This is a genomic window from Pseudomonas sp. SIMBA_068 (assembly GCF_046534705.1).
Classification (GTDB): Bacteria; Pseudomonadota; Gammaproteobacteria; order Pseudomonadales; family Pseudomonadaceae; genus Aquipseudomonas; species Aquipseudomonas putida.
In genome coordinates, this window is record NZ_JAWRYI010001017.1 from 1 (window position 1) to 255 (window position 255).

The following is a 255-nucleotide window of genomic DNA, read 5'->3' on the forward strand; positions in this document are numbered from 1 at the left end:
GAGCATCGAAGTTGAGTCTTCAGGTACAACCCGAAAAAGGATCGCAAGAGGCAAGCTAGCGGACTTAAATATTCCAATACCACCTGCAGCCGAACAAACCAAAATCGCTCACAAACTCGATGAACTTTTAGCCCAGGTCCACAAACTCAAAGCGCGCATCGACGCCATCCCCGCACTGCTTAAACGTTTCCGCCAATCTGTACTCGCGGCAGCGGCTTCCGGGCGATTGACGGAAGAGTGGCGTGGCAATAGTAG

Annotated in this window: 1 protein-coding gene; it reads left to right on the forward strand. The window is 52.2% G+C overall.

Annotated elements, in window-relative coordinates; translation table 11 throughout:
- Window positions 1–255 (forward strand): restriction endonuclease subunit S (locus SB756_RS32500; RefSeq protein ID WP_410913563.1); only part of this gene is annotated, 255 nt, incomplete at both ends.